At 39.6% G+C, this 6,648-nt stretch carries 9 protein-coding genes, 1 tRNA gene and 1 pseudogene; 3 read left to right on the plus strand and 8 right to left on the minus strand.

The window, feature by feature from the left end:
• The 3 genes and pseudogenes from ABNR88_RS06700 to rplU all read right to left on the minus strand — a co-directional run.
• Window positions 1–193 (minus strand): annotated as a pseudogene (locus ABNR88_RS06700) ([acyl-carrier-protein] S-malonyltransferase); the annotation flags it as partial.
• An 85-nt stretch (window positions 194–278) separates the two neighbouring features.
• Complete coding sequence (gene rpmA, locus ABNR88_RS06705; RefSeq protein ID WP_138118630.1) at window positions 279–536, minus strand: 50S ribosomal protein L27; 258 nt, start codon at window positions 534–536, stop codon at window positions 279–281.
• An 11-nt stretch (window positions 537–547) separates the two neighbouring features.
• The gene (gene rplU, locus ABNR88_RS06710; RefSeq protein WP_348670217.1) at window positions 548–859 is read right to left on the minus strand and encodes a 50S ribosomal protein L21; all 312 of its coding nucleotides are present in this window, start codon (window positions 857–859) and stop codon (window positions 548–550) included.
• A 113-nt stretch (window positions 860–972) separates the two neighbouring features.
• Here rplU and ABNR88_RS06715 point away from each other — a divergent pair, with 113 nt between their 5' ends.
• Both ABNR88_RS06715 and ABNR88_RS06720 read left to right on the plus strand, forming a co-directional pair.
• The gene (locus ABNR88_RS06715) at window positions 973–1,458 is read left to right on the plus strand and encodes a peptidylprolyl isomerase (RefSeq protein ID WP_291927881.1); all 486 of its coding nucleotides are present in this window, start codon (window positions 973–975) and stop codon (window positions 1,456–1,458) included.
• A 3-nt stretch (window positions 1,459–1,461) separates the two neighbouring features.
• The gene (locus ABNR88_RS06720; protein WP_348670218.1) at window positions 1,462–2,169 is read left to right on the plus strand and encodes a UDP-2,3-diacylglucosamine diphosphatase; all 708 of its coding nucleotides are present in this window, start codon (window positions 1,462–1,464) and stop codon (window positions 2,167–2,169) included.
• On the opposite strand, the gene ABNR88_RS06725 is transcribed toward ABNR88_RS06720, so the two are convergent.
• The 5 genes from ABNR88_RS06725 to ABNR88_RS06745 form a co-directional block, all read right to left on the minus strand.
• Window positions 2,146–3,963 carry an RNB domain-containing ribonuclease gene (locus tag ABNR88_RS06725; RefSeq protein WP_291927887.1) on the minus strand — a complete coding sequence of 606 codons (1,818 nt, stop codon included), beginning with the start codon at window positions 3,961–3,963 and terminating at the stop codon, window positions 2,146–2,148. The genes ABNR88_RS06720 and ABNR88_RS06725 overlap by 24 nt on opposite strands.
• Window positions 3,964–3,975: 12 nt before the next feature.
• Window positions 3,976–4,350, minus strand: coding sequence for a glycine cleavage system protein GcvH (gcvH, locus tag ABNR88_RS06730; RefSeq protein WP_291927890.1), 375 nt, complete (start codon window positions 4,348–4,350; stop codon window positions 3,976–3,978).
• A gap of 147 nt (window positions 4,351–4,497) precedes the next feature.
• Window positions 4,498–5,574 (minus strand): glycine cleavage system aminomethyltransferase GcvT, encoded by a 1,077-nt coding sequence (gene gcvT, locus ABNR88_RS06735; RefSeq protein ID WP_291927893.1) that lies wholly within the window; start codon window positions 5,572–5,574, stop codon window positions 4,498–4,500.
• A 9-nt stretch (window positions 5,575–5,583) separates the two neighbouring features.
• Window positions 5,584–6,231: an inner membrane-spanning protein YciB gene (locus ABNR88_RS06740; protein WP_291927896.1), complete on the minus strand. Its 648-nt coding sequence runs from the start codon at window positions 6,229–6,231 to the stop codon at window positions 5,584–5,586.
• The gene (locus tag ABNR88_RS06745) at window positions 6,228–6,434 is read right to left on the minus strand and encodes a PP0621 family protein (RefSeq protein ID WP_291927899.1); all 207 of its coding nucleotides are present in this window, start codon (window positions 6,432–6,434) and stop codon (window positions 6,228–6,230) included. Before ABNR88_RS06745 ends, ABNR88_RS06740 begins: the two co-directional genes overlap by 4 nt.
• 91 nt (window positions 6,435–6,525) lie before the next feature.
• Between ABNR88_RS06745 and ABNR88_RS06750 the strand changes: the two genes are divergently transcribed.
• A tRNA-Leu gene (locus ABNR88_RS06750) sits at window positions 6,526–6,612 on the plus strand.
• The last annotated feature ends 36 nt before the right edge of the window (window positions 6,613–6,648 follow it).

Here is a 6,648-nt window from a genome sequence, read left to right on the forward strand (position 1 = left end):
ACATTGCTGGCTGAGTGTTTTGCGTTTGGTTAAGCGCTTCTTGATCTTCTTGAGTTAAAGCCCAAAGATCAAAACCCAGTGCATCTGATGCCTCTGTAAAGGTATCTTTAACAATAGAGAAGTTATCATTCAAGTCTGACAGCATGCCAAGTGATTGAGAGCCCTGGCCTGGAAAAACAATTGCGTATTTCATAATAATATTAATGGGTGAAATAGCCTTATTTTAATTAATAAAAAAGCGCCCGGAAGGCGCTTTTTAGATAATTCTTAACTTCAGACTATGCAGTTTCGATTGAAACCGTCTGACGCATGAATTTACCCTTCTTGGCGAAAACCACTTTACCGTCTGCTGTTGCAAACAATGTGTCGTCCTTACCTTTACGTACGTTTGTACCTGGATGAACTTTAGTACCTCTTTGACGCACTAAAATGTTGCCCGCTAATACAGCTTGACCACCAAATCTCTTAACACCTAGACGCTTCGATTGGGAGTCGCGTCCGTTATTAGTACTACCACCTGCTTTTTTATGTGCCATGGGTTATTCTCCTATGCCTTAATTTTTGTAATTTCGATCTCAGTAAACAATTGTCTGTGACCTTGTGTCTTCATAGAGTGCTTACGACGACGGAATTTCAAGATAGTAACTTTCTTGCCTTTACCTTGTGAAATAACTTTTGCCTCAACTGTTGCTTTAGCAACCAAAGGTGCGCCAACTTGAACGTTGTCGCCATCAGCAACCATTAGCACTTCTTTAAAAGTAACTTTTTTGCCTGGCTCAACTTCTAATTTTTCAACCTTTAAAGTTGTTCCTTCGGCTACTCTAAACTGCTGGCCACCTGTTTTAATAACTGCGTACATAATAAAACCTAAATGTGAATTCGTAAAAAGAGGCAATTATACGCCTTTGAGCCTATTTATGAAAGAGAGTTTTAAGTATAATTTGTATTTTTATTATTACGGACAAGTGAACGATGATTATTTTTGAAACAAACATGGGTGATATCCACATAACAGTTGATGCTGAAAACGCACCTATTAGTGCTAAAAACTTTACTGACTACGTTGAGTCAGGTTTTTTTGATGGCACTATCTTCCATCGTGTAATCAAAAACTTTATGATTCAAGGTGGTGGTTTTAACGAAGATATGAGTCAGAAGCCAACTAATGCTGAAATCGAAAATGAAGCAAAAAATGGTTTAAAAAATTCAAAATATGCGCTTGCCATGGCTAGAACTGCTGCACCTCATTCTGCAAGCTCGCAGTTTTTTATCAACACTCAAGATAATAGCTTCCTAGATTTTCCAGGACAAGATGGCTGGGGCTACTGTGTGTTTGGTGAAGTGGTTGACGGCTTTGATGTGGTTGACAAAATCAACGAAGTATCAACTGGCAACAAAGCAGGACACGCCGATGTTCCTAATGACTCTGTTGTTGTAAATAAAGCCTACACTAAGTAAATTATGCTCAGTTCGCTCATCATAGCGGACCTTCACCTTGTTACCAACGAGGTGGAAAAAAACCAGCTATTTACCGCTTTCTGCAAACAGCAGGCGACCCAGGTAGATCAACTATTCATTCTGGGTGATTTGTTCAACACTTGGTTGGGGGATGATTTATCCTTGTCTTATTATGATGAGATCATTCAGACGCTTAAAGACTTAAGTCACACTACCCAGATTTTTATCATGACGGGAAATCGTGATTTTTTACTCGCCCAAACGTTTGCACACCAAGCGGGTTGTCAGTTAATTGATTCGCCTTATTTGTTAGAAACTCATGGACATCAATATGTACTTACTCATGGTGATGAGTTGTGTACGGATGATGAATCCTACCAACAAATGAAATCAATATTACAACACCCAATCACCAAGTTTATTTTTGTGCGTCTACCTAAAAAATGGCGCCTTAAGCTCAGTGGTCAGTTGCGTCAAAAGAGTGTAAATGCTCAGCAAAACAAATCTCAAGAGATCATGGATGTTAATCCGAGTGCAGTTAACGAGCTAATGAAAAAATATCCTGGCGCTGATCTGATTCATGGACATACACATAGGCTTAATACCCATGTTGAACAGAAATTTACGCGTTATGTTTTAGGTGATTGGTCAAACACTCAAGGGAGTGCCATTAAGCTTGCAGATGAATTAAGCTGGCTTGAAATTCGCTGATCGTCCCATCATATCGACACGTGTTACTGTTAGCATGATTTTTTCATCAAGCTTGGGAATCTGCCCTTCTTTAAACTTAACCTGATCCATCAGTCCAACTTCAGGAATCATAAACAAAGCTTTGTCGCCACGAATATCGACCACTACACCCTCGCCTTTCCATCCTGGGTTTTGCTTTAAAAACAAGCACTTATAGTGATCATTACTAAAACGCGTAACTCGGCCAACACTGGCCAATGCGTTGTTATTAATCCCGATAATTTCCTTAACTCGAACTTTATTCAAGGTAGGTTTACCGGCAATAAAATTAGACAGTTGCTGGTGCGCTAATAGGTCGTAGTAACGTCTTAGTGGGCTGGTAATTCTTAGGTACGAATCTAAACCAAGGCCGTAATGCGGCAATGGCTTAATAGAGGTGGCTGAACGCTTAAAAAACTTAATCGCCTGAAATGATTCAGCCGTACTTAAATTTTCTTTTTTGTCTAATACTTCTTGTGGAAAATCTCCTTCATCTTGCAAAGCGTACGGCATGACAATGTCATTTTCTTGCGCATATTGGGAAATTGTACGACCAGCAGTTACCATTACTTCTGCCACAAAATCACGACTAGGGCTGGTTTTCTGAGGCTCTATTTGCACTTCTGAATCAATATATCTGACATCCACATTAGGTAAATTCAAACTAATTGATCCACTTTTTTCACGGAAAGTTTTATGCTGATCAATAAAGGTTTGAATATTGATAAAATCAGCATTGCTATTATCTTCAAGCTCCTTATCTACCGCCTCATAAGTAGTGTTAACCACTTTAATTGTGCTATGAACCACCTCAATATTACTAATAATACCTTCACTCATATTAAGCCCAATGGACAAAGCTGGAGAAGTATCAGTTTCTCCGAGTGCTAGCGCCTTGGTAATGGAAGTGGGTAACATGTGAATAATTTGCTCGGGTAGATACAGATTAGAGCCGCGCTCACGTGCATATTCATCAAGCTCGGAGCCCGAATCAACAATGACTGAAACATCTGCAATATGAATCCAAAGACGATCTCCATCTACACTGATTGCATCATCAGCATCGTTTGATCCTTCATTGTCAATCGCGTAACAAGTCATGTGAGTTAAATCAACACGCTCAATTTCTGGCAGACTGACCTCAATTTTTTCATCTTCTGGAATACCAAAACGCGCAGGATACGGATTAAAGTCATCGGTGAAATATTTAATTTTCAACAGGAATTTATACGCCGCCTCTTCAGAATTTTCAACCCCTACATGGTCTAGGATTTTGGCATGTTTGGACTGATTTAAGGCAACTTTAGCCGCCTCTTGCAAGAAGGGAATATCTTGCTCATCAAAGGTGTTGTTATTGAGGTTGTCAATACAATGCTGTAAGCTTTCAGCGGCTAATTTTTCTGCATTACGCTTATCTAGGATGCCTTGTACTTGTGCAGTTGGACGTACAAAAACACTGTCCTTTTGCCAATAAAAATACAAACCCTCTTCTACCAAAAGACATGTACACCAAGCGCTTTGCGCGGTATATTCATCAAACAGCCATTCGGTAATTTCTTGCAGGGGTAGAATCTCTTCTTGAAATTCTTCAAGCACACTCACATCTGCGTGCGCGCAAGCGTCATTCACCTTAGCAAAATCTGGGTGAATGAAGCGAAAATCTTTTTCTCTGACTTTGCGAGTTGTTCCGTCTGCAAATTCTAAATCGAATTTATTCGCAGCAACGTTAGCAATGCGCGCGCTTTTGCCTTTGTAGGCAACCAGTGAGTTAACCAAGACTAATAAAAATTAATCTAATGTATCTTCGTAATCTTCAGCCGACATCAAGCCATCAATGCTGTCTGCTTTAAATTTAACCAGCCAACCATCATCATAACAACTTGAATTGACCAATTCAGGCTCGTCGTCCAATGCTTCGTTAGCTTCAGTCACTTCAAGATCAGCAGGTGCATAAACACCACTAGCTGCTTTTACAGATTCAACCACACAAAACTCATCCTCTTGAGAAGCCTCATCGCCAACACTTGGCACTTCAACAAATACCATATCGCCTAATAATGCCTGAGCATGATCCGTAACACCCATAGTATAGGTGCCATCGCCATTATCTAAAATCCATTCATGGGTCTGTGTGTATTGTCTATCGTCTCTTACTTCACTCATCCTCTTTACTGCATCTTTCCCCTTTCTACTACGTTAAATTTTAAAAATACTCAGTTGTGTAAATTAGCTACACGCTTTCGCATTTTGAAAATTTGCCTTGTAGAAAAGAAAAATACTTGCAAACTCCTGTTAATTAATAATATTTTTCTAAACTAATACTTTGCCATTTCTGACAAATGGTGGTTTGACTATTTTAGCCGAAACTAATTTATTTCGCATCTCAATTTCACATGATCCTGTTGTGCCCATTGGCACTCTTGCCAAGGCAATTGCTTTGCCCATAGTTGGAGAAAAGGTGCCTGAAGTGACCTCGCCATCACCTAAAATTGTGACAACTTTTTGATGATCTCGAATTACACCTTTACTATCTAAAACAAGGCCAACAATAGTTTTTTTAACACCGTCATCCCTTAATTTTTCTAACGCTTTACGGCCAACAAACTGACGATCTTCATCATTTAAATCCACCGTCCAAGTTAAAGCCGCCTCAAGTGGGGAGATTTCATCATTCATTTCCGAGCCATATAAACTCATGCCCGCCTCTAGACGCAATGTATCTCTAGCACCTAATCCACAGGGCTTAACACCAACTTCAAGCAACATTTTCCAAGTAAATTCTGCTGACTTCTCAGGCAACATAATCTCAAACCCATCCTCACCAGTGTAGCCAGTGCGAGCAATAAAAAGTCCGCCTAAATTGGCGGCATTAAACGGCTTAAGATCACCCGCCACCTCTTCAACACCTGGCATCGCTGCAAAAACCTTTTCACGCGCATTTGGACCTTGAACAGCAATCATTGCTAAATCAAGTTTGGGCTCAACCACAACATCAAAATTTTGTGCTTGGGTATTAATCCAGGCAATATCTTTTTCGGTGGTACCGGCATTAATCACCATTCGATAATTTTCATCATTTAAATAATAAACAATCAAGTCATCAACCACACCGCCAGTTTCATTCAACATACAACTGTATAGTGCCTTGCCTTCAGTTTTTAGCTTATCAACATCATTCGCAATCAACACTTGTAAAAACTTCTTGGCTTCTGCACCTTTAAAATCAACAGTGGTCATGTGTGACACATCAAACATGCCGACATCATTACGCACCTGATGATGCTCTTCAATTTGCGACCCATAATTAAGTGGCATTTCCCAGCCACCAAAGTCAACCATTTTTCCTTGTGCATCAACATGCGCTTGATATAACGGAGTACGTTTCATGATATTTTCCTATTGTTCTTGTTTGGTATACTTACTAATCATTATCACCGTGATAATAATCAAAATAAAGGTTAACCCCATGGTGCCAAATAATTTGAAATTAACCCATGATTCTTCAGTTTGTTGCGCCACTAGACACAAATCCTGCATTGTTGTTGTGGCGCAATCAAGCTCTGTTAGCTCAATTTTTGGATCTAATTCAGTCGATGAAAACAACAATTCTCTTGCTGCTAATGCAAGATTAACATAATAAGCATTAACCAGGGCAATACCAACAAAGCCCAAGCCCCAAATCCAGCTCATCTGTTGCCACACTGCTTTTGGTAAATCCAGTTCTTTACCCAGCATTCTCTCCAATAATGGTTTTTTACCAATCCAAATACTCACAATTAATACCGAGGCAAACACCACATAAAGCACACTTACTTTCCACATTAAAAATGCCGGATCTCTAAGGGCCAACGTCACTCCGCCTAAAACCACCAACAGGCCAAACGTGATCAGATGGGTGTTTTCAAATTTACCCGTTTGATAGCGAGCAATCAACATTTGCAAAGCGGTCGCGCCAATCATGGCATAGATCGCTGCATACAAGCCCATGGTCTTATAAACAATAAAAAATAAAGCAATTGGAAAAAAATCAAGTAAAAACTTCATAAACACTCCTTGGAACAAAAAACTTTGCCGTTTTGAATAATGGCCTCATTTTCAGGAATATGCGTCTTACAAGTACTGCAAGATAGCATTTTATTAGTGGATGGCTGAGAAATATTATGCTCTGTTGGTTTTCTAAATTTACGCCACAAACTAATGCCCAGCCAAACAATCAAAACAATAATAATTAACTTGATAATCCCCATAAAATCTCACCTCAAAAAAATAGAATTTTACCGGTGCTTGAGTGTATAATTTCCCCTTTTTATGTGTCTATAAAACATAATCACAATTCATGCCCGGGTGGTGAAATTGGTAGACACACAGGACTTAAAATCCTGCGCCTTCACGGGCGTGCCGGTTCGATTCCGGCCCCGGGCACCATATTTAGCAAAAACCCCAATCAAATTTCTGAGTTTG

The sequence above is a fragment of the uncultured Candidatus Thioglobus sp. genome (genome assembly GCF_963981275.1).
Lineage (GTDB): Bacteria > Pseudomonadota > Gammaproteobacteria > PS1 > Pseudothioglobaceae > Thioglobus_A.